A 23,502-nucleotide genomic window follows, 5' to 3' on the forward strand; every position below is an offset into this window, starting at 1 on the left:
GATGTCGGATCAGGAACTCGCGAAGGACCTCGGGCCGCTTGCCGCCCTGACCATCGGGGTCGGGACGATGATCGGTGCCGGCATCTTCGTCCTGCCGGGCGACGCGATCCAGACGTCCGGCTCGCTGGCCGTCGTCGCCTTCCTCATCGGCGGGGGGATCGCCCTGCTCACAGCCTTATCGGCCAGCGAACTCGGGACGGCCATGCCGAAATCCGGCGGCGCGTACTACTACGTCAACCACGCCCTGGGCCCACTGTTCGGCTCGATCGCCGGCTGGGCCAACTGGCTCGGACTCGCCTTCGCCTCCGCCTTCTACATGGTCGGGTTCGGCGAGTACATCGCGGCCATCGCCGGCCTCGGTTCGAAGGTCGCACTCGGCCCGCTCGCCGTCGATACGGTACCCCTGCTCGCCGTCATCGGTGGGCTCTTTTTCATCACGGTCAACTACGTCGGGGCCAAAGAAACCGGCCGCCTGCAGAACGTCATCGTCGTGATCCTCGTCGCGATCCTCACCGTCTTCACCATTGCCGGCGCGCTCCGGGCCGACCCGGCGAACCTCCCGGAAGCGTCGGGCTACGGCCCGATGATGGTCACGACCGGTATCATCTTCGTCTCCTATCTCGGCTTCGTCCAGATCACGAGCGTCGCCGAAGAGATCAAAGACCCCGGGCGGAACCTCCCGCGAGCGGTGATCGGCAGCGTCGTCCTCGTGACGGCGATCTACGCCCTCGTGTTGATCGCGATGAGCGCCGCCGTCGAACAGGGCTTCATCGCCGCCGAACAGGCCGCCGGCAACATCGTCGTCGTCTCGGCGGCCAGCGAGTTGCTCGGCCCGCTCGGTGCCGTCGCCATGCTCTTTGGCGGCCTGCTCGCGACGGCCTCCTCCGCGAACGCGAGCATCCTCGCGTCCTCGCGCATCAACTTCGCGATGGGTCGTGATCGGCTCATCACACCGGCGCTGAACGACATCCACGACCGATTCGCGACGCCGTACCGCTCCATCGCGGTCACGGGCGCGCTGATCGTCGTCTTCATCGTCGGTTCGAGCCTCGTCGGCGACGACGCCATCGTCTCGCTGTCGAGCACGGCCAGTTTCCTCCACCTGGTGATCTACGGCCTGCTCAACCTCGCTCTGATCGTGATGCGGACCGCCGATCCGGCGGACTACGAGCCCGACTACATCGTCCCGCTGTACCCGTTCACGCCGATCCTCGGCGCGATCACCTCCTTCGCGCTCATCTACTTCATCGAACCGACCATCCGCACGCTCGGCTTCGGCATCGTCGCCGCGGCCGTGGCGTGGTACTTCGTCTACGCACGTTCGCGCACGGAGAAGCAGGGCATCCTCGGGGAGTACGTCCAGCGGCGCTCCGACTCGATGCCCGACTCCGCGGTCGCGGCCGCCGACAGCGTCCAGCCCGACGGCGGCACCTACAAGGTGATGGTGCCACTGGCCAACCCCGAACACGAGACCGACCTCATCACCCTGGCCAGCGCCGTCGCCAAACAGCGCGGCGGGAGCGTGCTGGCGACCCACATCGTCACCGTCCCCGACCAGACCTCGCTGGCCTACGGGGCCGAACACGTCGACGAACTCGACAGCCAGTCGACCGACCTGCTGGCCGCCGCCGAGGCCGACGCCGAGACCTTCGGTGTTCCCGTCGAGACCCAGACCATCATCTCCCACCGCTCGTTCGAGGAGATCTTCACCGCCGCCGAGTCCCACGACGCCGATCTGGTCGTGATGGGCTGGGGCCCGGACGCCCACGGCTCGCCGGGCCGGGCCGAGTCCGCCATCGACGAACTCGCCCACGACCTGCCCTGTGACTTCCTCGTCCTCAAGAACCGCGGCTTGGACCCGTCGCGCCTGCTCGTCCCCACCGCCGGCGGCCCCGACTCCGATCTGAGCGCCGCCATCGCTCAGACGTTGCAGGCCGAGTACGACTCGGAGGTGACTCTGCTGCACGTCGCCGACGACGAGAGCGAGGGCCGCGCATTCCTCTCCGAGTGGGCGGGCGAACACGGCCTCGGCGACGCCACCCTCGCCGTCGAGACCGGTGACGTGGAGGCAGCCATCGAGAACGCCGCCGTGGACGCCACACTGGTCATCATCGGTGCGACCGAGGAGGGCCTGCTCGAACGACTCGTCCGTGGCTCGCTCGTGCTGGACGTGGTCGACGACGTGGAGTGCTCGGTACTGTTGGCCGAGAAGTCACGCGACCGGTCGCTGCTCGAGCGCCTGTTCGGCTAGCGGATCCAGGTCACGAGGATCGTCCGCATCAGCCCGAGGGCGTACTTGACCTTGGGCTTCTTGCTCTCGCCGTGTTCCCGTTCGGCGATGGTCACCGGAATCTCGCGGATCCGGAGGCCGTTCTTGCGGGCCTCGATGAGGAGTTCGGGCGCGCTGAACTGCTCTTCGGTCAGCGTCAACTCGTCCAGCCGTGCCCCCCGGATCGCACGGAACCCGTTCGTACAGTCGCTGATGTCCATGTCAGTGAGCAGGTTGATCAGCCACGTGAACGACCGGATGCCCGCCTGCCTGACGGGCCCGTTGCCCGACCGGTCGGTGCCGATGTACCGCGACCCGACCACGTAGTCGGCCTCGTCGTCGACGATGGGCCCGATCAGGTTGTCCAGCTGGTCGATGGGGTGTTGCCCGTCGGCGTCGATGGTGACCACCACGTCCGCGCCGTTCTCCCGGGCGATCTCGAAGCCCGTCTTCAGCGCGCCGCCCTGGCCCTGGTTGATCGGGTGTTCGACGACCGCGGCCTCGGTCTCGGCGGCCCGGCGCGCCGTCGCGTCCGAGGAGCCGTCCGAGACCACAAGCGGCACGACCCCGTACCCCCGGACCGTCTCGGGCAGTGACTCGACGACCGACTGGACGCTGCCGGCCTCGTTGTACGCCGGGATGACGATGTAGACCGTCCGTTCGTCGTCCTCGGCGAGGTCGGCCTGGTCGACGGTGAGACTCCGGGTGAGTCGCGAGATCGTCAGTTGCTGTTCGCGCGTCCGACCGATGACGTACAGCACGAGCGCCGTCAGCAGGACGTTGGCCACCAGTGCGATGACCAGCGGCCGCCGCTCGATCTGGAGGACGTTCCCCAGCGCGGTGAACAGGTCCGGGACGAGCGCGATCACCAGCGTGCCGAGCGCGATGGCCGTCGCCACGCCGAACTCGGTCTTCGAGAAACTCGTCCGGTAGCGTCTGAACCCCCAGAGGAAGATCAGGAGGGCGACGACCACCAGCACCGCCGTCAGCGTGGGGCTGTCGAGGCCGGTGGCCTGGAAGGGCGGCCGGGTCGCCAACATACGTGTTGAACTCGGATTTCACGAGAGTCGTTAAATGCGTTGTGTCTCGGGCCGCACACAGGTTCAGGGGGCCGTGATCGGTCAGCCCCACACAGTCTATCCCGCGTCCGCGTACCCCAGGTCCTGCAGTTGGCGTTCGACCTCGTCGGACACTTCCGTCCGGTCGACCGCCACCTCCTCGTCGCCCTCGGTCATGGACACGTCGGCGTCGCGAGCGACCAGTTTTCGCTCGAAGTCCTGCCAGGCGACGGTCGCCGTCTCGTGCCAGGGTGCGACGGTCACCGCTTCCTCGGTCTCCGCCTCGGTCAGATCGTTGCCCTGCCAGGCGTCGGGCGCGTCGATCCCCGCGCCGGCCGCCAGCGTCGGCCCCACGTCCAGCAGACTCAGCCTGTCACCCTGCGTCTCGATCCCGTCGAGGACGACGGGCACCCGGATCACCGTCTCGGGCACGCGGCGGCGGTACCCCTGGTGGTAGTAGTACTCCTCCTCGCCGAACTCGTCGCCGTGGTCGGCCGCGAACGCGAAGATGGGGTCCTCGCTGTCGATCTCCGTGAGGACTCGCTCGATCCGGTCGTCGACCCGCCCCAGCGCGTCCCGGTAGGCCGACGTGATGAGCTCGCGTTCCGCGTCGGTCACCTCCGAGGAGCCGAACCAGCGACGACCGCCCGACGCTTCGGCCTTTCGGTCGATCTTCGAGGGGATCGCGTCCTCGCCGGTGCCGTACGGTCGGTGACTCTCCATCTGGTGGACCCACAGGAATCGCGGGCCGTCAGCGTCGTCGAACCGCTCGATGGCCTCCTCGATCACCGCCTCGTCGTCGGGCAGGTCGTCCATGTTGGCCTCCATCGGGTAGACCCGCCGGTACACCTGCCGGACGATGTCGAACGACCCCAGATACTCCCGGAGACTGCTCCGCCGGTTCGACGCGGCGTTGCCCGACCCCGACATGTAGTTGTCGTAGTGGTCGAAGCCGTCTGCGAAGCCGAAGGCCGGGTCCGCCTGTGCGGTGGGCACCAGCCCGATGGTCGTGTAGCCCGCCTCGCTGAACGCCTCCGCGATGGTTGGCCCGACGACCCGCGACTGGACCGACGCCCGCAATCGCGAGGACTGCAACGCCGCGAGGCTCGGCCGCGTGTAGTGGCCCGCGGTCACGCCGGTCAGCACCTCGTGTTCCGAGACGTACGGCATAGCGTCCACGAAGTCCCGGCGAACCGAGTCGGCGGTCAGCAGTACGACGTCACGCATCCGTTGCCGGAGAAGGCGGGACGCCGATAATAGGTCTTCCGTCTCGTGGTCCCGACGCGGCCGCCGCTGTCGGGCGGGAGCCGGAAAGAATGTCGACGGTGTGTCGCCAGTTCGGCGTTAACCGAACATCTGTCGCATCATCGGGTGCATCTCCATGAGCTGCTCCTCGGCGATCTCCTCGTACAACTTGTACGTGATGGAGACCGTCAGCAGCAGCCCGGTTCCGCCGACACCGCCGATGGTGCCGAGCATGTTGGCCATGACGGCCAGCAGGCCGACCAGCGCGCCACCGATGACTGTGACCTGGGGAATGTACCGCTCCAGGACCTTCTCGATGACGCCGGGGTTCTGCCGGAAGCCGGGGATCTGCATCCCGGAGCCGTGGATCTGCTGGGCCGTCGCTTCGGGGCCCATGTCGGTCGTCTCGACCCAGAACACCGCGAAGATCGCGCCACCGACGACCATGAACGTCAGGTCGACGGAGACGCGGAGCGCTATCTGCCAGAGTTCGGCCGACGCCGCGCTCCCGGCGAGTTGCGGGATCCAGTCCGCGGGCGTCTGAATCGGAGAGATGTAGTAGAAGAACCCGCCTGTCGCCTGACCGTTGGCGTCGTAGACGCCGAGCCAGGCCGGCATACCGTTCCCGAGTTGCGCCTGCAGGATCCGCCCCAGGAACTGGAGGTTCGCCTGCAGCGCGCGCACGAGAATCATCGGCAGGACGCTCGCGTAGATCAGTTTCACCGGGAAGCGACCACGCGCGCCTTTGACCCGTGCGTTCGACAGCGGGATCTCGACCCGCACCGACTCGGCGTAGACGACTACCACGAAGATGAAGATGGTCGTCACCAGCCGGATCAGACCGAACTGCGGGCTCATCAGCACCTGCTGGAGCCCCGCACCGAACAGCGACCCGATCGGTTGCTCACCGATCGCGATCAGGATCCAGGACGGGAAGAAGCCGACCTGTTCCGACCCGATTCCGGGCAGCGCGAAGAAACCGCCGATGAGACGCTGACTGACCCCGGCGACGATAAAGAGTCCGACACCGGAGCCGACGCCCCACTTCGAGATGACCTCGTCCATGTAGAGGATGAGGATCCCACCGGCGAAGATCTGGGCGAACAGCAACATCTTCACGCCCATCAGGCCGATGCCGAGACCCTGCGCGACGGCCGGACTCGGCGGCAGGAACCCGCCGGCGAAGACCATCGGCAGCCCCGTCAGGATACACATCACGACCACCAGCAGCTTCTGGAGGCCCTGGTACAGCACCTGGTCACGGGGGTTGTTCTGGGTGTCCAGCCCCAGCAGGTCGGCACCGCCGAGCAACTGCAGGACGATGGAGGCAGTGACGATGGGACCGATCCCCAGCTGGAGGATCGTCCCCTGTCCGCCGGCGAGGATCGAGCGGAAGCGCCCGAAGATGTCGCCGCCTGCTGTGCCCAGTCCGTACAGGTAGACGTTCGTCAGGAAAAAATACAACACCAGCACGCCGGCTGTCCAGGCCAGCTTCCGCTTGAACGGAACGTGGCCCTCCGGTCGCGCGACCGAGGGCATGCGGGTGAGTACCGGTTCGGCGGTTTCTTTCCAGCCCATACTACGCGGACCCTTCTTCCTCGCTTGTATCAGTATCGGATTCGTCTTCGCGTTCGGCCTGTCGTTTCTCGCCGCGTTCGGTTAGCTCGGCGCTTCCACCGGCCGATTCCAGCATTTCGCGGGCCGAATCCGAGAAGTCGTCCGCGACGACGGACAGTTCGTTGCGAACCTGGCCGCCACCGAGGACCTTCACCGCGTCGACCTCGTGACCGTCCTCGACGACGTCCCGGACGTCGATCCGGTAGCCGTCGCCGTCTGCCTCGGCGACGCCGTCGGCCGCCAGCAGGGCGGCGTCCTCGTCGAGTTCGCGGACGTCGATCTCCGCGATCTCCTCTTTGAGCTTCTGGGGCCGCTTGAAGCCGGACTTGCCGAGCGGTTCGTAGTTGTGGAACTCGTGTTTGTCGCGACCGGCACGGCCACGACCACCGCGGTGGCCCGCGCCACGACGGTTCTTGTGACTGCCGCCACCGTGCGTGCGTGTGCCGCGCTGTCGTTTCTTTTTGCTCGTCATTGTTATCGCATCGCTGTGAGGAGATCGTCGATCTCCTCGGTACTGTGTTTGCCGAGCTGTCCGCCCGTCGCGGCCGGGCCCTTCAGTCCATCGTGCCCGCCACGCGGCGGATGCAGACGGAGCACGGGCGCCAGCCCCTGCTCGCGCAGGGTCGTCTCCTCGGCGATCAGTGCGAACGCCAGGCCGTCGATGGCGTCGTAGTCCGTGTTCTCGTCGACCCACTCGTCGTCGATCTCGGCGTCGCCCTCGAGGGGCTCGCCGCGCGTCTGCAGGAGCGTCTCGACGGTCTGCTGGCTCGGCTCACCGTAGGCCACGTAGTCGTTGACCTTGTGGATCATCCCACGGTAGGCGTCGGTCTCGGGAATCAGCGTGCAGTGGTTCACGTCGTGGACGTTCAGCATCTCCAACGTGTCGCCCACGTCTTCGGCCATGTTCACGTCACCGCGGAGCTGGACGAGTGCCTGCATCACTCGATCACCTCTCGTTTCTCCATGGTCCGCTGGGGCACCCGGGCCTCGGCCGTGTTGCGAAGCGCGTTGAACGTCGCCTTCGCGAAGTTGACCGTGGTCCGCGTGTTCCCCGACGAGCGGGTCCAGATGTCTTCGATCCCGGCGAGTTCGAGGACGTGCCGGACGGTCTCCCCGCCCGCCAGTCCCAGCCCGCGCGGGGCCGGCTGGAGCTCGACCTCGACGCTGCCCGCTTTGCCGGTCGTCCGGAGCGCGACGGTGTGGGGTCGCCCACAGCCACACTCCCAGGACCCACAGCCACGGGAGACGTCGATCAGATTCAGCTTGCCGATGTCGATGGCCTTCTGGATCGCACCGCCGACCTGGTCGTCACGCCCCTCGGCGTAGCCGACGAGGCCGTCGCGGTTGCCCACGACGACGACACACCGGAACTTCACCCGGCGGCCGGAGTCGGTCATCCGCTGGACCATGTTGATGTCCAGCACTTCGTCTTCGAGGTCGGGGACCAGCTGGTCGACGACCTCCGGTTCCTTCAGCGGCAGCCCGGAGTTGAGGGCCTCCTGCATCGAGTCGATCTCGCCCTCCTGTACCTTCCGGCCGAGCCGTGTGCGCGGTTCCCATCCGTTGCTCATAGTTCTGCCTCCATCAGTGTCTCTCGCACGTCGCTGAAGTGCGACGGCAGGTCCGTGGCGTCGAATTCGCCCGAGTACAGCGCCTCGTCGAGCTGTTCTGCGTACTCGGCGATGTGTTCACCGCTGGTCCGCTCCCAGTCGGCGAGCACGCTGTCGTTGTGGGGGATCTCGAGCCCGGCGTCGATTGCACCTTCCTGTACTGCAAACACCTTACTGCCCGGCGTGGCGGTGTTGAGGCCGATGTCGAGCACGGCCTCGTCGAGTCCGTTCGCCAGCGCGCGCTTGCCCGCCAGCAGTCCCGTGAGGTACGCGGCGGGCAGGTTCCCGGTGGGAGCCTCCCAGCCGAACTCCTCGAGATCGCTGGAGTGTGCGCTCGCGGCCGTCTCGTCGCCCTGCGGGCCAGTGACGATCAGCTGCGCCGTAGTGTGCTGGTTGCTCTTGCGAGCGACCAGCCGGGGTTTCCCGGATTTCAGCAGGCGCAACCTCTGATGGTAATCCGTTCGTGCCTCGCGGCGACGCCGCATCGGCACTTTGTATCGTGGTCCTGTTGCCATTGTCATTCGCCTCCGTACTGGTTGTCGATGTATCGCTCCATGTCGGCGACACTGTCGAACTCGCCACCGCCGGCCTTGTCGTAGAGGTCGCGGTACTCCGAACTCGACAGGTCACCGTCGTCTCGCATCTCGCGGAGCCGAGTCCGCTGTGCGCGGATGCGGCTCTCCCAGTCCTGCTTGGGATCCTGGCGGCCGCCGGACTTGCCCTTCCGGGAGCCGGCGTTCTTCTGGTGCCCGTACGCACGCTTTTTCGCGCGTTCGCGAGCACGACCGCGTGAGTTGCCCTTCGCCGTCTCGGACTGGATCACGCCCTGATCGATCAGTTCTCGAACGTCCTCGCGGGTGATCGCGTCGGCGATCTCGCCCTGCTCCTCGGGGTCGAACCAGACTTTGTTCTTCCCGACGTCCAGGATGTCCGACGCGAGTCGCTTCTGTGCACTCAGATCCGTCATTCCTCGACCTCCACTTCGACGTAGGTGGGATTGAGGACGCGCACGCCGCGGTCCTCGGCTGCCTCTTCGATGCGTTCGCGCTTGCGGCCGCCGACCTTCGAGGCGATCCGGACCGCCTCGACGTCGCCGTCGACGCCGTCGAGGTCGTCCACGTTGTGGACGCGAACCTCCTCGAAGCCGCTCGGGTGCTTGCCCCGAACCGCCTTCGGGGTGCGGAACCCGGCCTCGACGGTGTCGCCTTTGCCCTTGAAGCCACGGCGCTGCTTCGAGAGCGTCCCGCGCGGGCGACGCCACGAGGTGGGCACCCGCTTTTTCTTGTGGTAGTCCTGCCGATTGAACTGCGGTTTGCCTTCGCGACTCCGCTGGTTCAGGAGCCGTTCCTCGTTCTCGCTGAGGTCGGGCGTCTTCTCGGTCAGGCCGCGGGCCTGCAGTTCCGTCTCGACTTCTTCGGCTTCCTCGGGTTCGGGGGACTCGTCTTCGACTTCCGCCTCGGTCTCCTCGCTGACTTCGAGTCCGCCCACGTCGGCCTTGATGCGGGCCGCCAGTGCGTTCCCGATGCCGTCGACCTCCGCGAGGTCGTCCTGCGTCGCACCGCGCACGTCCTCGACCGTCCGGTAGCCAGCGCCTTCCAGCGCGGCCGCCTTGGAGTCGCCGACGCCGCTGATGTCGGTCAGGTCGTCGTAGGTTTCCTCGGCCTCGTCTTCGTCGGCCTCGTCGGCCGCCGAGTCGTCGTCTTCGACCTCGGCGTCGGTCTCGTCGTCGACCTCCACGTCACCGACTTCAGCCTTGATGCGGGCCGCGAGTGCGTTGCCGACACCTTCGATGTCGGCCAGGTCGTCCTGGCTCGCTTCCGCGAGATCGTCGGCCGTCTCGTAGCCGGCCCCGCGAAGGGTCGCGGCCTTCTCCTCGTCGACGCCTGCGATGTCTTCTAGCTCCGTCATCAGGCCTCACCTCGGTTCGGTTTCGCGGTGATGTAGACACCGTCCTGGAACACCCGGATGTCCTTGTCCTTGACACGGGTGAGCTGTTCGATGTCGGCGGCGGTCTGTCCCACGGCCTCGATGTCCGAGCCCGACAGGGTCAGTTCCTCGCCGTCGACGCTGACCTCGGTGTCCCCGTGGATCGTCGTCCGCCGGGGCGCTTTCTCGCCGAGGAAGTTCTCGATGACGACCTCGCCGTCCTCGACGCGCACCTTCATTGGGAAGTGAGAGTAGAAGACTTCCATCTCGTACTCCCAGCCATCCGTCACGCCGTGGAACATGTTCCTGACGTGACTCTCGAAGGTACCGAGCGTCGAGTTGGTCTTGGCGTCGTCCTCGTCGCTCTGGATCACGACGGCCCCGTCGTCGACGGCGACGTCCACGTCGGGGTACCAGAGCCGGCGTGTCACACTGCCGTTGGGACCCTCGACCGTCAGATCGAGATGGTCCATCTCGGCGCTTACCTCGTCCGGAATTTCGAGTTCTGTGCGTGGCATTGTTAGTAGACGTACGCGATCACCTGGCCACCGATGCCCGCCTCGCGGGCCTCGTAGTGGCTCATGATCCCGTGGCTGGTGGTCACGACGAGTGTCCCGTAGTCCCGAGCGGGGAGGAACCGCTTCTCCCACTTCTCGAACTCGTCAGCGCCCGCCGAGTAGCGGGGCTTGACCGGGCCACACTCGTTGATCGCACCCTTCAGTTCGACCTCGAACTCACCGGCTTTGCCGTCGTCGACGAAGCTGAACCCGTCGATGTACCCGCGGTCGTAGAAGACCTCGAGCACGCTGCCGATCTCGTTCGAGGCGGGCGATACCGTCTGGTCCAGATGTCCGACGCTCTCGGCGTTGTTCAGACCCGAGAGGGCGCTGGACAGCGGATCGTTGCCTGTCATGAGTATTTTTTGAAGCCCATGCCGCGTGCGATCTCGCGGAAGCACTGGCGACAGAGGTAGATGTCGTACTTGCCGACCAGTCCCTGCTCGCGACCACACCGCTGGCAAGAGCGGAGTTGCTCCGTTCGTTTCGCCGTCTGTTCGCCGGTGGGGTCACGGACCTCCTCGGTCTCCTCGCCCTCGGCGTCGGCTTCCGTTTCACTTTCGCTCATTCGTTGACCTCCACGTCGTACGCCGCCTCGACGTACGCGACTGCGTCGTCGGGATTGAGTCGATGGTTCGACGGGATCGACCGCGATGCCTTGTCACGCTTCGCGACCCGGTAGCCGGGGCGCACCATGTTGACCGTGACGTCCAGCCCGTAGATCCCGATGTTCGGGTCGTACTCCTGGCTCGGGAAGTCCGTGTGTTCCTCGACACCGAAGCTGAAGTTGCCGGTGTCGTCGAACTGGGACGCCGAGAGGTCCACCAGCGGAATCGCCGTCTGGAGGAACTCGTCGGCCTCCGCGTCGCGGAGCGTGACCTTCGCGCCGATGGGGTCGCCCTGGCGGATGTTGAACTCGCCGACCGTCTCCTTGGCCGTGGTCCGGACCGGCTGCTGATCCGTGACCTCGGCGAGGATGTCCTCGGCGTTGGCCAGTTCGCGACCGCCCTGTCCGACGCCCATGTGGACGACGACCTTCTCGATGCGCGGTTCGCGCATCTCGTGGAAGTCACCGCCGGACTCGGATTCAGAGCTCATCAGTCGTCACCTCCCTCGACGAAGTTCTCGTCGATCACGACGACGTACTCCTCGACGGTCTCGAAACCGCCGGCGGCTTCGCCGCCTTCCGAGGCTGAAGCCTCGCTGTCGCCGTCGTCCTGTTCGACGATGACGTTGTTCTCGGAACTGCCCGGCGTGATCTGGATCTCCTCGATCCGACCGATGTCACCGGCGTGTGCGCCGGCGACCGCCGTCACGAGTTCGCCTTCCTGGTAGGGGAAGTGGGCGACGATCTCGTCGTCGTCGTTGGCGACGACGATGGAGTCGTTGCCACCGTACTCGCTGTCCTCCTCGACGGTCAGCGTCTGACCGTCGTGCAGGGTCAGCTGGACGTCCCCACCGGGGATGTGCTGTTTGTTGACGATCTTGCCCAGCTTCGAGCCCGCCGACTCCTCGTCGATGGGCGTCAGGGCGAGCCGTCCGCCCTCGCCGGGGAAGACGCGGTAGTACTCCTCGCGCTCGGTAAAGGCCAGGATGTCGAACATCCCGACGGGCCGTTCCTCGTCGGAGACCGCCTTGCCGTTGATCAGGACGTTGTCCTGGTTGAGGGCGTAGCGGGCCTCTTTCCGGGAGTCCGCGTACTCGAGCACGTCCCGCAGGACGATCAGCAGGGGCACCCCTGCCTCGCCGTGCGGACCGGCATCGGCCTTTACCGTGAACGTCTCGGTCTTGCGCTCGACCGGCCAACTCTTGGGAACGGAGAGTCGTTTCTGATGTTTCGTCATGCGCTATCCGCCTCCGACTCGAGTCGCGCCTGCCGCCGGTCGTCGTCGAGGTTCAGTGCCGTCACGCGGAGGTTCGACGCGTCCAGCGGACGGGGTACTTCCTCCCCGTCTGCCTTCTCCAGCGTCACGTCCTCGACGTGGACGACCTGATCGGTCAGGTCCACGGCGACGACTTCGGCTTCCTCGCCGGCGTGGTCGCCACGCAGGAGTTCGACCGTGTCGCCCTCGTTGACGCGGACGTTGCGCTGGCCGTACTCCTCGCGGAGGTCGTCGGCCAGCGTCGACCGCACCTGCGAGTGGCGCTCGTGCAACGGCGCGCGCTCGGTCTGGGTTCGCTGTTTGTGTGGTTGTCGTGTCATACTAGACGATCATTGTCGCTGTGCTCGCGATGGAGCCGAACCGTTCGGCGACCTCGCGAGCGATGGGACCCTTGATCTCGGTCCCGCGGGGTTCCTCGTTCTCGTCGATGATGACCGCCGCGTTGTCCTCGAATTTCACGCGCGTGCCGTCCGGCCGCCGGATCGGCTTGCGCTGTCGGACGACCACCGCTTCGAGCACCTGGCGACGCATCTCCGGCGTCCCCTTGGTGACCGAGACGGTGATCTTGTCTCCGAGGCCCGCTTTCGGATGGCGGTTCAGCGTCCCGGAGTAGCCCGAGATACTGACCACCTTCAGCTGGCGTGCGCCCGTGTTGTCGGCACACGTGATCAGCGAGCCCTTCTCGAGGCCCTGGGTGACGTCGGCTCCGAGTGCCTCCATCAGTCGTCACCTCCAGCGGCGGCGGTCGCCACGCGTTCCACGACGACGTGGCTTTTCGTCTTCGAGAGCGGTCGTGTCTCTGCGATACGGACCGTGTCGCCCACCTCCAGGTCCACGCACGGGGGTGCGTGAGCCGGGACGCGCGACCGACGCTTCATGAATCGGTCGTACTTGGGCACCTTCACGTCGTACTCGCGTTCGACGATCACGGTCTTGTCCATGTCCGTGGAGGCGACCTCCCCTTCGAGCGTCTGCCCACGCACACTGAGTGTGCCGTGGAACGGGCAGTTCTCGTCGGAGCAGGCCTCCTCCGGCTGTTCTACGTTAAGTCCTAGCGCCATTTCGAATCACCTGTTCGTTCCGTGCGCCGCGCAGGCCGCGCGACCAACTGTTCGCCCTCGACGGTGACGACCTGCGTGTCGCCATCGGCCGTGAGAGTGAACTCGAAGGTCGCCTCGCCCTTGGGCACCTGCCACACCCGCGGCTCGTCGTGTGTACTCCCCTCGACGGAGAGCGTGCGCGTCGTCTCCATCACGACCTCGCCGGCGATGCCGACCAGGTCGGGGTTGGACGCGGCGACCACCCGAACCGGGCGGCCGATGAGTTCGTGTCGTGTGAGTGTCGCGGGTGTCAGTGGCATCAGTCTATTCCTCGTCCAGATCGCCTTCTGCCTCGCGGCTGACGCCGCTCGGGCTGTACGGTGATCTCATTCGAGATCACCCTCCTCCCGGCGAATCGTCTTCAGCCGGGCGATGGCTTTCCGGATCTCTTTGATCTCGCCCGGGTTCTCCGGGCGACCACCCGCGGCCTGGACGGCCCGGGTGTTCAGCAGCTCCGTCTCCAGATCCTCGAGTTCGGCTTCCCGTTCGGGAGGCGTCATGTCGCGGATCTCGTCGGGGTGCAGAATCGTCATTCGTCCTCACCCTCCTCGGAGTCGGCGTCTTCCATCTCGTCCATCAGCTCCTCCGCTTCGGCCTCGGTCTCCTCGTCGACTTCCGACTCGATGGCGTCGTCGAGTTCGTCGATGTCGACGTCGTCGGGTTCCTCGTCGGGAACCTCGACGTCTTCTTCGACGACCTCTTCCTCGACGTCCTCGACGACTTCCTCTTCGGCCGTTTCGGCCTCGTCGGCCTCCGGCGGCGCGCCCATCGCGGGCTCCTCGTCGCCGGCTTCGGGTTCGCCTTCCGGCTCGCCTTCCAGCAGTTCCTCGACGCTCTCGCCCTCGACGTCTTCGACGTAGTCCTCGACGTCCGCGTCCTCGTAGATGCGGAAGTCGTCGGGGAGCTGGGCGTTCGGCGGGATGATCTTGACGTCCACGCCGATCGTGCCGAGCTTCATGACCGCGACGCCCTGGCCGTGGTCGACGATCTCCTCCGCGGGTTCACCGTTGTGCTTGATGTAGCCACGGTTGAACTTCTCCACGCGCGAGCGTGCGCCCGTGACTTTGCCCGAGAGGACGATCTCGGCCCCGAGTGCGCCGGCTTCCATGATCCGGTCGATCGTGGTGTGACCGGCCTTCCGGAAGTACCAGCCGCGTTCGAGGGCGTTCGCCAGTCGGTCGGCGACGATCCGGGCGTTCAGGTCCGGCTCCTCGACCTCCTGGACGTCGATCTGAGGGTCTTCGAGGTCGAACCGATCTTCGAGTTCGGTCGTGACCTTCCGGATGTTCTTCCCGCCCTTGCCGATGACCATGCCGGGCTTTTCGGCCTTGAGGACGATCTGTGTCCCCATCGGCGTCTTGGCGACGTCCATGCCGCCGTAGCCCGCACGGCCCAGCTCGTCGGCGAAGAACTCGTCGATCTGGGTCCGCTGGAGGCCGTCCTCGATGAACTGGTGTTCGTCAGCCATCAGTTCTCGACCTCCTGGAGGATCAGTTCGACGTCGACTTCGGGGGAGTTCCACTCCGTGGCCCGCCCCATCGCGCGGGGCTTGCGGCCGCGGGTCTCACCGACCTTGTGGGCGGCGACGTGGATGATCTCCATGTTCTCACCGTCGAATCCCTGGTGGTCGGCGTTGCCGACCGCGTTCTCGATCAGGTCGAGGAAGGCCTCGCTGGCCTTCTCCGGGAACCGACCGGCGTCCCAGCCGTCGATGTCGTTGCGATGACCGACGCCCGAGTTGTGGGACTTGAAGGGCACCGACTGCTCTTCGTTGACGACCGCGTCGAGGTACTCCGTCGCCTCGCCGGCGGTCATCCCCTTGATCTCTCGGGCGATGGCCTTGCTGTGCTTGTGGCTCATCTGCCGTTCCCGAAGCATCGCTTTCGCCGTCGTGTCCGGGTCCGGGTCGATTGAGTAGCTGATTCCCATGTGTTACTTGAGTGGCACGAACTTGGAAGACCGGGTCGCTCCGATCCCGGCCTGTCCGTGCTCGACGGATGTCCGTGTGAGCTGGAACTCGCCGAGGTAGTGGCCCAGCATCTCCGGCTCTACCTTGACGCGCTCGAAGCTCTGTCCGTTGTGGACGGCAAAGGTCAGGTCGACCATCTCCGGCAGGATCGGCATGTCGCGCAGATGCGTCCGGATCGGGTCGTTGGCGGTCTCCTCCTCGCCGGCCTCGCGGGCCGCCTCGAGCAGCTGTTCTTTCTCGTAGGACAGGCCGCGCTCGATACTTCGCCGCTGGCGTGCGGGGAGCAGTTCCGCGACCTCGTCTACGTCCATGTCCTGCAACTCCTCGAGACTGTGACCACGGTAGGAGAACTCTCCCTCGTGGCCGATCTGGTATTCCGAACTCATTCGTTACCACCCTTGCCGCCACGGCCGGTCTTCCGGGAACTGATGTCCCCGACTTTCCGGCCCGGCGGTGCGTTCCGCGAGATGGACTTGGGCTTGCCGGGGTGCTGGCGGCCGCCACCACCGAACGGGTGGTCGACGGCGTTCATCGCCACACCACGAACGTTGGGCCACTTCGTCCCGCGGGCTTTCATCTTGTGGTACTTGTTACCGGCCTTGACGTGGGGCTTCTCGGTCCGACCGCCACCGGCGACGACCCCGATGGTCGCCCGGCAGTCTGGATCGAGCCGCTTGATCTCGCCGCTGGGCAGTTTCACGACCGCCACGTTGCGGTCGTGGGTCAGCAGCTGGGCGGAGACGCCCGACGCACGAGCGAACTTCCCACCGTCGCCGGGGTTGGCCTCGACGTTACAGACCGGGACCCCTTCCGGGATCTCGGCCAGGGGCATCGTGTTGCCCGGCTCGATGGCCGCGGAGATACCGACCTGGATCTGATCGCCCAGGCCGACACCTTCCGGCGCGAGCACGAGGCGCTGGTCGCCGTCCTCGAACTCGACGGCCGCGACGGGTGCGCTGCGGGCCGGGTCGTGTTCGATGTCGACGACCGTCCCCGAGACGACGTCGGCGTCTTCGACCGTTCGGTGCGACAGGTCCGCCTTGTAGCGGTGCGACGGGGCCCGGAACGTCGGACCACCGCGACCGCGTCGTTGTCCCTGAATACGTCGTCCCATGGTCAGAACACCCCGATCCGGGAGGCGATCTCTTCGGCGTCGTCCTCCTCGGAGAGTGTCACCGTCGCCTTCTTGTCACCCTTCATCGTGACCATCGTGTTCACGTCGACGACGGAGACGTCGAACTGCTCCTCGATTGCGGTGGCGATCTCGCCTTTGCCCGCGCCGGCGTCGACGACGAACTGGAGCTTGTTCTCGAAGTCCATCTTGTTCATCGCCTTCTCCGTGACGTGGGGGTAGCGGATGACCGAACTCATCGCTCGGCCACCTCCTCGAGGGCGCTCTCGGTCCAGACGGTGAGTCGACCGGGCTGGCCGCCGGGCGCGAGGTCTTCCGCGTTGACCTCCCGACCGGTCGTCACGTCCGCGCCCGCGAGGTTGCGGGCGGCACGCGAGGGCTCCTCGCTGGTCACGAAGAGGATCGAGGACGGCCGACGGTACTTCCGGCCACGGGTCTTCCCCTGACCGGCCTTGATCTTCGTGTCGTCGGCGCGCTCGATGTCGTCCGCGAGACCGAGTGCCGCCAGCACGTCGACGACTTCCTGGGTCTTCTGGAGGTCCTCGAAGTCGTCGGAGACGACCACGGGGAGTTCGACGTCGTCGTCGAACTCGTGGCCGCGCTCGCTGACGACCTCGGCGTCGGTCGTGGCCGCGACGGCCGACCGGACGGCGAGTTTGCGCTCCTTGTCGTTGATGTCTTGCGTGCGGTCCTTCTCGGACTTCGGCGGGTGAGCCCGACGGCCACCGACGGCCTGGGGGACGCGACGAGCCTTGCCACCCTCACGGGGGACGTGGGCCATGCCGCGGCCGGAGCCGAAGGACTCGGCCGGCGTTCGCAGGCCGGCGTACTCGTCGCTGCCGTAGTCCTGTTTCCGGTTTGCCTGTGCGGCCAGCACCGCCGACCGGATGAGGTCCGGTCGGAGCTGCGTGTCGAAGACCTCGGGGAGTTCGGCTTCCCCGTCTTCGTCGCCGTCCAGGGTGTGTACTGTCGCGTTCATCCTTGGTTACTCTCCTGAGACACGTAGCGCACCTCGGGGTCGAGACGCGGCTGGTCGTTCGGTCGAACCGCCGGGCGGAAGCGCAGGAGGCGCTTGTCCGGCCCCGGCAGCGACCCCTTCACCAGCGCGTACGACCCGTCGACCTCGCCGTAGTTGACGAAGCCGCCGTCGACGGAGGGCTCGTCGCCCTCGCCCACGTCGATGAGGCGCTTGTTCAGCTCGGTCCGCTGGTGGTAGCCCATCTGCCCCTGCTGGGGGACGGTCGAGCGCACACGCGAGGGGTTCCACGGGCCGAGGTTACCGATCCGGCGCCGCCAGCCCTGGCGTTTGTGCTTGCCCTTCCGCTTCTGGACCCCCCAGCGCTTGACGGGACCCTGCGTCCCTTTGCCTTTCGTGACGCCGGAGACGTCCATGTACTCGCCGGCGCGGAACACGTCGTTCATGGCGTGTTCGCCGCCGTCGTCGAGCAGATCGAGGGCGAACTCGACGCGGTCGTCGAGCGAACCGCCCCCGACGCGAGTCTCCATCACGTCGGGCTTTTTCTTGGGGACGCTGGGAACGGCGTCGGGGACCGAGTGCGTGATGACACGCACGTCCGCGAGGTCACCGTTCTCCAGCGCAGTCTGTACCTCTTCGCGCGCGCCCTCGGCGTCGTGCTCGTCGGGCAGGTCGAGGGTCCGGTCGAGTTCGGGGTGGAACTCGTCGGTCCAGACCTCCGTGAGCGGTCGCTTGCCGTAGGGCGTGTCTTCGTAGGCTCGCACGGCGACGGCGCGCATCGGCGGCGTCTCGACGACGGTAACGGGCACCGTCTCCTCCATCCCCTCCCGCGGGGAGTCGGGCTCGTCGTTGATCATCACGACGTGTGTCATGCCGGCTTTGTATCCGGCGAAGCCCTGGAGGCCCGGCTGTCCCTCGTCGTCCGGCCAGGTGTTGAAGCGCGGCACTTCACTGACCGACCGCTTCCGCGGGCCAAAGCCCAGCGAGCCTTTGCGTGGTCTGCTTGGTTGTGGCATTCGTTGGTCACTCCGTGAGTGAGAGGCAGGCGAGCACGGCGAACATCGCTTCTTCCGTTCGCACGACCTCGCTGCCCTGATTCGGAACCGCGTTCAACCAGAGGTCGAACCGGGACCCATCCGGTTCGTCCGCGGGTAGATCCGTCCGTTCTCGCTCGGACTCTTCGCCGCCCTCGTCGCCGCCCGGTGGGGCGACACCGAGTATCTCCGGCAGGCCGCGCTCGGGCGATCCGAACGCGACCGTCATCCCTCGCGAACCCGTGTCGGCGACGATGTCGCCGAGACGGTCGACACTCAGCTGTTCGCCGTGCCGTGATGTGGCGAGGCGTACGCCGGCGTCGTCACGCGAGAGTTCCGTCGAGAGGTCCGACGCCGCGACGACGAATCCCGGCGGGGACTCGTCGACGAACTTGGCGCGGACCGGCCGTCGCGAAGAGACCCTGATGGATACGCGCTCCCCCTCCACCAGCCCACCGTCGGGCTCGGGGAGGGAGATCGGGTGTTGCAGTCCGCAATTGACCCGAACGCGTCCGTCAGATCCGACCTCGGTCACGATTCCCTGTCTTAACGACCCCGAATCGTCCGATCCGGAGCCGGTCCGTGAGGCGACGCGGAGCGGCGGCAGGACGCCCGCGTACTCCAGTTCGTCCCGCTTACCCCACGCCTCCTTTCGGAGGTATGGCGGCGTCGCGGCGTACCGCAGCACGGTTTCGACGAACCCGCCACCCCACCTGCCTTCCGCCCCGGAATCGGGGAAGACGACCAGGCGGTCGACCCGGAACACCGCCGCCGCGCGGGCGACGTAACCGAGTTTGCGAGTTGCCTCGCGTTTGTCCTCGGCTTCCCGGGTCAGCGATGACGGCACGAGTACGCTGACTGTCATGCCGTGACGCTTCCACGCCACGCCACTAGACTGTGCCGAATCTACTCTACTGCCAGGGTATAAAGGACCCGCTTCACCTGCGCGTTGCGAGGCGTTCACACGGGTCAGGACGCCGACATGGCGGGAACGCCGGTCCGCGGCCGACACCCGCGCGCGACCACTGTTATGCCCAGGGACGTGGAACCCCAGGTGTCCCATGATCGGACGCACCCGGTGGGCGATCCCAGAGGGGTACATTCCCGAGACCAGCCACGGTCCGCCCGAGATGGACAGCCACGAGACCGTCTGCATGCTGAACGCGACCGATACCGCCGCCCACGTCGGGGTGAGGGTGTACTTCGAGGACCGCGAACCCGTGGGCCCCTACGAGGTCACCGTGCCCGCGGAACGCACCAGCCACGTCCAGTTCAACGAGTTCGAAGACCCCGAGATTCCGCGGGGCGTGGCCTTCGCAAGCGTGATCGAGGCCGATCGACCCGTCGTCTGCCAGCACACCCGGCTCGACTCCCGGCAGGCCGAGAACGCGCTGTTGTCGACGGTCGCATATCCGGGCGACTCGTAGTCGGCGTACGGGAGAGACTGGCACGCCGCCCGGCGGTTTTCCGCCCGATTCGGAAGCCTTATACCTCCCACCATGGTTACTGTGTGATGTAGCGAAGTAGCGCGCTGGTGGTGTAGTGGTATCACAGGACCCTGCCACGGTCCTAACCCGAGTTCAAATCTCGGCCAGCGCATTCCTGCGGCGAACTGATTCGTGAGCCGCAGGAATCGCACCGAATTTGAAGTAGACCAGACGCAGCGTCCGAGCGAGGCGAGGACGATCGGCTGGGCGTGGTTCAAATCTCGGCCAGCACAAATCCGTGAGCGACAAAATCGCCCCGAGATTCGAGCAGGGAACGAGAAGTGAGCGAGTGCAGTGAGCGAACGGGAGTGACTGCGTTCAAATCTCGGCCAGCGCATTTCCCGCTCGCTCCGGGTGCTGCAGGATTGTAATCTTCAGTCACCGTCGTGCGTCTGGTGGAGGCCGAACGTGTACTCCAGTCCGAACAGAACGAGGGCCATCGTGAGCGCACGGAGCAAGAAGCGTTCGGCAAACAACAGCAGACCGACGCCGAGGACACCGAGACCCCTCGAGACAGCCAGGAGGACAGCACACCGTTCTTGAGAGAGTCCCCGTATCCACTCATCGAGGGAGTCGTAGAGATTTTTTATCGGATGTGTATTTCGAACGGAATATTCCGCCGGACAAAGAGGTACGGAAACGCGTGTGAGAAAGCGTGCTCGAACCGCACGCCGTGACCAGCGGGTGACTACTGCTCGGGTTCGGACTCGTCGTGTTCGCGTTCGTCGGATTCGGTCTCGATCTGGACGGTGGTGCTCTCGGAGGGGGGTTCCTCGCCGTGGACGTCGCCGCGGTCGCGTCGGCCACCGTCCCCGATGTCGACGGGGATACGTTCCCGGAGGTCGCTGGCGATGGACTCGACGCGGTGGCGGACTGTGTCGATCTGGTCTTCGAACTCCTCGGCACTCCGGGCGACGTGGTGGACGCGGTCGCGCGGGATCTGGTGCATCAGGTCGTTGCCGTCCTCGTCGGTACCCGCTTTGACCATCCAGTGGTCGCGCGCGTAGACGATTTCTTCGTTCTCGACGGTCTCGGTGACCGTCCCCGCCTCGGGGTCCTCGTACGTGATCGTGGCCTGGCCGAGTTCCAGTTCGTCCATGCGTTCCGGTACCACGTGTGGCCGTATAGCCGCTGTGTCAGTGGATCACTCTAACCGCTCCGACAGGTCACCGTGGCCGAATCCGAGCCGCTCGCGCCGACGACGATTCGGGCGTCGAGGGTCGCGCCTCGTTCACAACCGACCGCGCCGTAGTCGGTGACCCGTTCGGCCCCCCGTGGCCAGTAGGTGTAGACGACGGTGGCGGGCCCGTCGACGGTGTAGCTCGCGCTCCTGCCACTCCCGGGGGCGAGCCGGTAGGCGGTGTGTTGGACGTCGGGGCCGAGAATCCGAAAGTCAGACACGTCGGCGAGCGCACCCGACGGGATCGCCGAGACGTTCGGGACGGTCAGCCGACGCGTCGAGCCGTTGCGGTAGGTGAGTTCGACGGCGTCGAAGTCGCCGGCGACGACGGCGATGCGGACTTCCTGGGTCGTCGCGTTCTCGTTGGTGACCGACACAGAGACGTTGGTGCCGTCGGTGGGTCGCTCCACGGGCGCGCTACACCCGGCCACGAGCACGGCGAGAACGAGGACGAGACCACAGACGAGCAGTGAACACGAGCGCGACATGCCGTCCGAAGCGCATCCGACGAACAAAAGCCCGCCGGCGCGAGTGGACGCCACCATCGTCGTCGGACTTTCGTTCCGAAGGTTTCGGTGCCGGTCGACTTTCGATACGCAACCACAACTGCAGTAAGTGCGGGTATCGTACCGTCGAGTACGCACCGAACGATGACGCGACTCGCGAGGGTCGCACTCGCGGTCGGTGTCGCGCTGGCGCTCCTAGTGGCGACCGGCGGGATCGCGGCGGGTCACACCGGCGACGACGGGATGCACCACCACGACGGATGGATGGGCGCTCACGGCGGCGGGATGTGGGGCGGTCTGGGCTGGGTCTGGATGCTCGGCGGCCTGGTCGCCGTGGTGGCCGTGCCCGCGGTCGTGCTGTACGCCCTGACGACGCGGGGTGGCGGGAGCGAGGGCGACGAGGCGCTCGCGATCCTGCGCCAGCGCTACGCCGCGGGCGAGATCGACGAGGAGGAGTTCGAGCGGCGCGAGGGCGACCTGAGGGAGACCTCGGCCTGGGCGAGCGGGGAGCGAAGCGACCCGTGAGCGGGCCGAAGGCCCACATCGCGGCTCACCGGCGGCGAGTGACCGGGGAAGGCAACGCAAATATGCCCGCCGGGCGGATCGGATGACATGATCGGCGTCGTCGGCGGCGGGATCGCGGGACTGGCCGCGGCCCACCGGCTCCAGCAGGCCGGCCACGAGGTACAGGTGTTCGAGGCGAGCGACGACGTGGGTGGGCTCGCAGCAGTCTACGAGACTGGCGGCGACCCCATCGAGAAGTTCTACCACCACCTCTCGAAGTCCGAGGAGACCATCGTCGAACTGGCCGAGGAGTTGGGCCTTGGCGACCGGATCGAGTGGCGGATCGGCAAGAACGCCTACTACGTCGACGGCGTCGTCCACCCGCTGGACACGGCCTGGGAGATCCTCGCCTACCCGCACCTCTCGCTGTACGACAAGTTCCGGCTGGCGATGCTCACCATGGAGGTGGACGTTCGCGGTGGCGTCCCGGCCTTCGACACCTACGACGACCTCGAAGCCTTCGAGGACGTGCCCATCAAGGAGTTCCTGCTGGATCACACCACCCGGAGCGTCTACGAGAACTTCTGGGAACCCCTGCTCTCCGCCAAGTTCGGCTCGCGCAAGGAGGACGTCAGCGCCGCCTGGCTGCTGGGCCGGGTGAAGTTCCGCGGCGAACGAGACCTCTTGCGGGGTGAGATCCTGGGCTACCTCGAGGGTGGGTTCGCCCCGTTTCTCGACGCGCTGGTCGAGGCCGTCGGCCGTGCGAACGTCACCACGGGCGCGCGAGTGACCGACCTCGCGACCGGCGACGAGGCTGTCGAGGCGCTGACCGTCGAGACCGCCGAGGGCGGCGAGACGGAGCGCCACGAGATCGACGGCGTCGTCGTCGCCGCGATGCCCGACGTGCTGGAGGGGCTGACGGGCTACCCTTGCGAGATCGACTTCCAGGGCACGGTCTGCTCGGTCTGGAGCATAGACGAGTCGCTGACCGACACCTACTGGCTGAACATCGCCGACGAAGCCCCCTTCGGCGTGTTCATCGAGCACACCAACTTCGTGCCACCCGAGCGCTACGGCGGCGAACACCTCTACTACACCGCCAGCTACGTGCAGGACCTCGAGGAGGACCTGTGGGGGATGGACGACAGCGAGGTCGAGCAGGTGTGGCAGGACGGCATCGCCGATCTGTTCCCCCAGTTCGATCCCGGCGACGTGAACTGGGTCGAAACGGCCCGCAACCCCCGGACTGCGCCCGTGTACGAACGGGGCTATCTGGACATGGTGATCCCCTACGACCTCTCGGAACCGGTCGCCGAGGGCGTCACCTACGCCGGGATGGCCAGCCGCGCCCAGTACCCCGAGCGCAGTCTCAACGGTGCTATCGAGGCCGGCTTCGCCGCCGCCACCGCGCTGATCCGGAAGGGTCAAACCGGCGTTTGAGCCACCGGA

The 23,502-nt window shown here is 66.5% G+C and carries 34 protein-coding genes, 1 tRNA gene and 1 pseudogene; 6 read left to right on the forward strand and 30 right to left on the reverse strand.

Translation table 11 applies throughout. The features are described from left to right. Nucleotide 1: 1 nt before the first annotated feature. Nucleotides 2–2,251, forward strand: coding sequence for an amino acid permease (locus EAF64_RS03890; protein WP_129067642.1), 2,250 nt, complete (start codon nucleotides 2–4; stop codon nucleotides 2,249–2,251). On the opposite strand, the gene EAF64_RS03895 is transcribed toward EAF64_RS03890, so the two are convergent. The 28 genes and pseudogenes from EAF64_RS03895 to EAF64_RS04025 form a co-directional block, all read right to left on the reverse strand. Then, nucleotides 2,248–3,309: a glycosyltransferase family 2 protein gene (locus EAF64_RS03895; protein ID WP_129067643.1), complete on the reverse strand. Its 1,062-nt coding sequence runs from the start codon at nucleotides 3,307–3,309 to the stop codon at nucleotides 2,248–2,250. The genes EAF64_RS03890 and EAF64_RS03895 overlap by 4 nt on opposite strands. A gap of 96 nt (nucleotides 3,310–3,405) precedes the next feature. Next, nucleotides 3,406–4,554, reverse strand: coding sequence for a sulfatase-like hydrolase/transferase (locus tag EAF64_RS03900; RefSeq protein WP_129067644.1), 1,149 nt, complete (start codon nucleotides 4,552–4,554; stop codon nucleotides 3,406–3,408). Between the two features lie 117 nt (nucleotides 4,555–4,671). Continuing rightward, nucleotides 4,672–6,150 (reverse strand): preprotein translocase subunit SecY, encoded by a 1,479-nt coding sequence (secY, locus tag EAF64_RS03905; protein ID WP_129067645.1) that lies wholly within the window; start codon nucleotides 6,148–6,150, stop codon nucleotides 4,672–4,674. 1 nt (nucleotide 6,151) lies between these two features. Continuing rightward, complete coding sequence (locus tag EAF64_RS03910) at nucleotides 6,152–6,661, reverse strand: uL15m family ribosomal protein (RefSeq protein ID WP_129067646.1); 510 nt, start codon at nucleotides 6,659–6,661, stop codon at nucleotides 6,152–6,154. A gap of 2 nt (nucleotides 6,662–6,663) precedes the next feature. Then, nucleotides 6,664–7,128 (reverse strand): 50S ribosomal protein L30, encoded by a 465-nt coding sequence (gene rpmD / locus EAF64_RS03915; RefSeq protein WP_129067647.1) that lies wholly within the window; start codon nucleotides 7,126–7,128, stop codon nucleotides 6,664–6,666. Then, nucleotides 7,128–7,760, reverse strand: a complete 633-nt coding sequence (locus EAF64_RS03920; RefSeq protein WP_092656819.1) for a 30S ribosomal protein S5 — start codon at nucleotides 7,758–7,760, stop codon at nucleotides 7,128–7,130. The genes rpmD and EAF64_RS03920 overlap by 1 nt, the downstream gene beginning before the upstream one ends. After that, entirely contained in the window at nucleotides 7,757–8,314 is a 558-nt protein-coding gene (locus tag EAF64_RS03925) for a 50S ribosomal protein L18 (RefSeq protein WP_129067648.1), read from the reverse strand. The genes EAF64_RS03920 and EAF64_RS03925 overlap by 4 nt, the downstream gene beginning before the upstream one ends. 2 nt (nucleotides 8,315–8,316) lie before the next feature. Continuing rightward, nucleotides 8,317–8,766: a 50S ribosomal protein L19e gene (locus tag EAF64_RS03930; protein ID WP_129067649.1), complete on the reverse strand. Its 450-nt coding sequence runs from the start codon at nucleotides 8,764–8,766 to the stop codon at nucleotides 8,317–8,319. After that, nucleotides 8,763–9,440, reverse strand: coding sequence for a 50S ribosomal protein L32e (locus EAF64_RS03935; RefSeq protein WP_325051202.1), 678 nt, complete (start codon nucleotides 9,438–9,440; stop codon nucleotides 8,763–8,765). The genes EAF64_RS03930 and EAF64_RS03935 overlap by 4 nt, the downstream gene beginning before the upstream one ends. Nucleotides 9,441–9,554: 114 nt before the next feature. After that, nucleotides 9,555–9,707 (reverse strand): annotated as a pseudogene (locus tag EAF64_RS21665) (helix-hairpin-helix domain-containing protein); the annotation flags it as partial. Beyond that, nucleotides 9,707–10,243 carry a 50S ribosomal protein L6 gene (locus EAF64_RS03940; RefSeq protein WP_129067651.1) on the reverse strand — a complete coding sequence of 179 codons (537 nt, stop codon included), beginning with the start codon at nucleotides 10,241–10,243 and terminating at the stop codon, nucleotides 9,707–9,709. The pseudogene EAF64_RS21665 and the gene EAF64_RS03940, both read right to left, overlap by 1 nt. Nucleotides 10,244–10,245: 2 nt before the next feature. Beyond that, nucleotides 10,246–10,638 (reverse strand): 30S ribosomal protein S8, encoded by a 393-nt coding sequence (locus tag EAF64_RS03945; protein ID WP_129067652.1) that lies wholly within the window; start codon nucleotides 10,636–10,638, stop codon nucleotides 10,246–10,248. Beyond that, nucleotides 10,635–10,850 (reverse strand): 30S ribosomal protein S14, encoded by a 216-nt coding sequence (locus tag EAF64_RS03950; RefSeq protein ID WP_092656832.1) that lies wholly within the window; start codon nucleotides 10,848–10,850, stop codon nucleotides 10,635–10,637. Before EAF64_RS03950 ends, EAF64_RS03945 begins: the two co-directional genes overlap by 4 nt. Next, nucleotides 10,847–11,380, reverse strand: coding sequence for a 50S ribosomal protein L5 (locus EAF64_RS03955; RefSeq protein WP_129067653.1), 534 nt, complete (start codon nucleotides 11,378–11,380; stop codon nucleotides 10,847–10,849). Before EAF64_RS03955 ends, EAF64_RS03950 begins: the two co-directional genes overlap by 4 nt. Continuing rightward, complete coding sequence (locus EAF64_RS03960) at nucleotides 11,380–12,126, reverse strand: 30S ribosomal protein S4e (RefSeq protein ID WP_129067654.1); 747 nt, start codon at nucleotides 12,124–12,126, stop codon at nucleotides 11,380–11,382. The genes EAF64_RS03955 and EAF64_RS03960 overlap by 1 nt, the downstream gene beginning before the upstream one ends. After that, nucleotides 12,123–12,485 carry a 50S ribosomal protein L24 gene (rplX, locus tag EAF64_RS03965; protein WP_129067655.1) on the reverse strand — a complete coding sequence of 121 codons (363 nt, stop codon included), beginning with the start codon at nucleotides 12,483–12,485 and terminating at the stop codon, nucleotides 12,123–12,125. Before rplX ends, EAF64_RS03960 begins: the two co-directional genes overlap by 4 nt. Nucleotide 12,486: 1 nt before the next feature. Next, complete coding sequence (locus tag EAF64_RS03970) at nucleotides 12,487–12,885, reverse strand: 50S ribosomal protein L14 (protein WP_077207054.1); 399 nt, start codon at nucleotides 12,883–12,885, stop codon at nucleotides 12,487–12,489. Beyond that, entirely contained in the window at nucleotides 12,885–13,226 is a 342-nt protein-coding gene (locus EAF64_RS03975) for a 30S ribosomal protein S17 (protein WP_129067656.1), read from the reverse strand. The genes EAF64_RS03970 and EAF64_RS03975 overlap by 1 nt, the downstream gene beginning before the upstream one ends. After that, the gene (locus tag EAF64_RS03980) at nucleotides 13,217–13,525 is read right to left on the reverse strand and encodes a ribonuclease P protein component 1 (RefSeq protein ID WP_129067657.1); all 309 of its coding nucleotides are present in this window, start codon (nucleotides 13,523–13,525) and stop codon (nucleotides 13,217–13,219) included. Before EAF64_RS03980 ends, EAF64_RS03975 begins: the two co-directional genes overlap by 10 nt. Nucleotides 13,526–13,591: 66 nt before the next feature. Then, the gene (gene rpmC / locus EAF64_RS03985; RefSeq protein WP_129067658.1) at nucleotides 13,592–13,798 is read right to left on the reverse strand and encodes a 50S ribosomal protein L29; all 207 of its coding nucleotides are present in this window, start codon (nucleotides 13,796–13,798) and stop codon (nucleotides 13,592–13,594) included. Beyond that, a complete protein-coding gene (locus EAF64_RS03990) occupies nucleotides 13,795–14,733 on the reverse strand; it encodes a 30S ribosomal protein S3 (protein ID WP_129067659.1) in 939 nt (312 codons plus the stop codon). The genes rpmC and EAF64_RS03990 overlap by 4 nt, the downstream gene beginning before the upstream one ends. Beyond that, nucleotides 14,733–15,194 (reverse strand): 50S ribosomal protein L22, encoded by a 462-nt coding sequence (locus tag EAF64_RS03995; protein WP_129067660.1) that lies wholly within the window; start codon nucleotides 15,192–15,194, stop codon nucleotides 14,733–14,735. Before EAF64_RS03995 ends, EAF64_RS03990 begins: the two co-directional genes overlap by 1 nt. Before the next feature lie 3 nt (nucleotides 15,195–15,197). Next, complete coding sequence (locus EAF64_RS04000) at nucleotides 15,198–15,620, reverse strand: 30S ribosomal protein S19 (protein WP_129067661.1); 423 nt, start codon at nucleotides 15,618–15,620, stop codon at nucleotides 15,198–15,200. Further along, nucleotides 15,617–16,348, reverse strand: coding sequence for a 50S ribosomal protein L2 (locus tag EAF64_RS04005; RefSeq protein ID WP_129067662.1), 732 nt, complete (start codon nucleotides 16,346–16,348; stop codon nucleotides 15,617–15,619). The genes EAF64_RS04000 and EAF64_RS04005 overlap by 4 nt, the downstream gene beginning before the upstream one ends. A gap of 2 nt (nucleotides 16,349–16,350) precedes the next feature. Further along, on the reverse strand, nucleotides 16,351–16,605 hold the full coding sequence (locus tag EAF64_RS04010) for a 50S ribosomal protein L23 (RefSeq protein WP_129067663.1): 255 nt from the start codon (nucleotides 16,603–16,605) through the stop codon (nucleotides 16,351–16,353). Further along, entirely contained in the window at nucleotides 16,602–17,345 is a 744-nt protein-coding gene (rpl4p, locus tag EAF64_RS04015; RefSeq protein WP_129067664.1) for a 50S ribosomal protein L4, read from the reverse strand. Before rpl4p ends, EAF64_RS04010 begins: the two co-directional genes overlap by 4 nt. Next, nucleotides 17,342–18,358 carry a 50S ribosomal protein L3 gene (locus EAF64_RS04020; protein ID WP_129067665.1) on the reverse strand — a complete coding sequence of 339 codons (1,017 nt, stop codon included), beginning with the start codon at nucleotides 18,356–18,358 and terminating at the stop codon, nucleotides 17,342–17,344. The genes rpl4p and EAF64_RS04020 overlap by 4 nt, the downstream gene beginning before the upstream one ends. Nucleotides 18,359–18,365: 7 nt before the next feature. Next, the gene (locus EAF64_RS04025) at nucleotides 18,366–19,241 is read right to left on the reverse strand and encodes a putative RNA uridine N3 methyltransferase (protein ID WP_129067666.1); all 876 of its coding nucleotides are present in this window, start codon (nucleotides 19,239–19,241) and stop codon (nucleotides 18,366–18,368) included. Nucleotides 19,242–19,437: 196 nt separating this feature from the next. Here EAF64_RS04025 and EAF64_RS04030 point away from each other — a divergent pair, with 196 nt between their 5' ends. The 3 genes from EAF64_RS04030 (at nucleotide 19,438) to EAF64_RS20785 (ending at nucleotide 20,540) form a co-directional block, all read left to right on the forward strand. Continuing rightward, entirely contained in the window at nucleotides 19,438–19,803 is a 366-nt protein-coding gene (locus EAF64_RS04030) for a sensory rhodopsin transducer (RefSeq protein WP_129067667.1), read from the forward strand. Nucleotides 19,804–19,904: 101 nt separating this feature from the next. Further along, a tRNA-Gly gene (locus tag EAF64_RS04035) sits at nucleotides 19,905–19,975 on the forward strand. A 283-nt stretch (nucleotides 19,976–20,258) separates the two neighbouring features. Then, nucleotides 20,259–20,540, forward strand: coding sequence for a hypothetical protein (locus EAF64_RS20785; RefSeq protein ID WP_193767560.1), 282 nt, complete (start codon nucleotides 20,259–20,261; stop codon nucleotides 20,538–20,540). Between the two features lie 11 nt (nucleotides 20,541–20,551). On the opposite strand, the gene EAF64_RS04045 is transcribed toward EAF64_RS20785, so the two are convergent. Together EAF64_RS04045 and EAF64_RS04050 are read right to left on the reverse strand one after the other, a co-directional pair. Then, nucleotides 20,552–20,962, reverse strand: a complete 411-nt coding sequence (locus tag EAF64_RS04045; protein WP_129067668.1) for a hypothetical protein — start codon at nucleotides 20,960–20,962, stop codon at nucleotides 20,552–20,554. Between the two features lie 50 nt (nucleotides 20,963–21,012). Further along, the gene (locus EAF64_RS04050; protein ID WP_129067669.1) at nucleotides 21,013–21,531 is read right to left on the reverse strand and encodes a hypothetical protein; all 519 of its coding nucleotides are present in this window, start codon (nucleotides 21,529–21,531) and stop codon (nucleotides 21,013–21,015) included. 162 nt (nucleotides 21,532–21,693) lie between these two features. Here EAF64_RS04050 and EAF64_RS04055 point away from each other — a divergent pair, with 162 nt between their 5' ends. Next, a complete protein-coding gene (locus tag EAF64_RS04055) occupies nucleotides 21,694–22,074 on the forward strand; it encodes an SHOCT domain-containing protein (RefSeq protein ID WP_129067670.1) in 381 nt (126 codons plus the stop codon). A gap of 87 nt (nucleotides 22,075–22,161) precedes the next feature. Then, a complete protein-coding gene (locus EAF64_RS04060) occupies nucleotides 22,162–23,493 on the forward strand; it encodes an NAD(P)/FAD-dependent oxidoreductase (protein WP_129067671.1) in 1,332 nt (443 codons plus the stop codon). Nucleotides 23,494–23,502 lie beyond the last annotated feature (9 nt).

It is taken from the genome of Halorientalis pallida (genome assembly GCF_004118325.1).
In the GTDB taxonomy this organism is placed as follows: domain Archaea; phylum Halobacteriota; class Halobacteria; order Halobacteriales; family Haloarculaceae; genus Halorientalis; species Halorientalis pallida.